The sequence below is a fragment of the Sphingomonas sanguinis genome, from assembly GCF_001476905.1.
Lineage (GTDB): Bacteria > Pseudomonadota > Alphaproteobacteria > Sphingomonadales > Sphingomonadaceae > Sphingomonas > Sphingomonas sanguinis_B.
The window spans coordinates 1-662 of record NZ_LDTE01000212.1 but is presented as its reverse complement, the minus strand read 5'-3'; the positions used below and the strand labels follow the sequence as shown (position 1 = coordinate 662).

The 662-nt window shown below is 62.1% G+C and carries 1 protein-coding gene; it reads right to left on the bottom strand.

Going from position 1 to position 662, the window contains the following annotated elements; all coding sequences use genetic code 11:
- Nucleotides 1-657: family 43 glycosylhydrolase (locus SB4_RS18650; RefSeq protein WP_153006355.1), on the bottom strand; the 657-nt coding region annotated here is incomplete at its 3' end.
- Nucleotides 658-662 lie beyond the last annotated feature (5 nt).

Here is a 662-nt window from a genome sequence, read left to right as displayed (position 1 = left end):
GATATGTGGCCCCTCGATCCATACGGGCTTCTTCGACAGGTCGACGCCGCCATTGACCAGCTGCGTGCTCTCGCCGACCATCTTCCCCGCGCGCCAGTCATATTCCTGCACCCAGATGGCGCGGTGACCGTCATAGCGCGGCGTCTCATTGGGCGCGCGGTTGTTGACGATATAGGCGCGGTCGCCCTCCCAATAAATGGACGGGTCGATCCCCTCGAACGGCAGCCAGATCGGGTCGGACCAGGGGCCCGCCGGGTCCTTGGCGGTGATGACGAAATTGCCCCGGCACTGGACGCAGGTGTTGACGATGTAGAAGGTGCCGTCGTGATAGCTGATGTCGGGCGCGAACACCGCCTCGGACACCGAACGGCCGCTGAAGTCCAGCTGTCCCGGCCGGTCGATCGCATTGCCGATCTGGGTCCAGTGGACGAGATCGGTCGAGTGGAAGATCGGTAGGCCGGGAAAGTGCGCAAAGGACGAGTTGACGAGATAATAGTCCTTGCCCACTCGCGTCACTGATGGGTCGGGATAATAACCTGCGATAATGGGGTTCAGATACTCACCCGCCTGCGGCTTCACCTGTTCGATCGAGCGACCCTGATAGGTGAAACGGTCGAACTTAGCGGTCTGGGCTGCGGCGGTTCCGGCGGTCGACAAGGCCA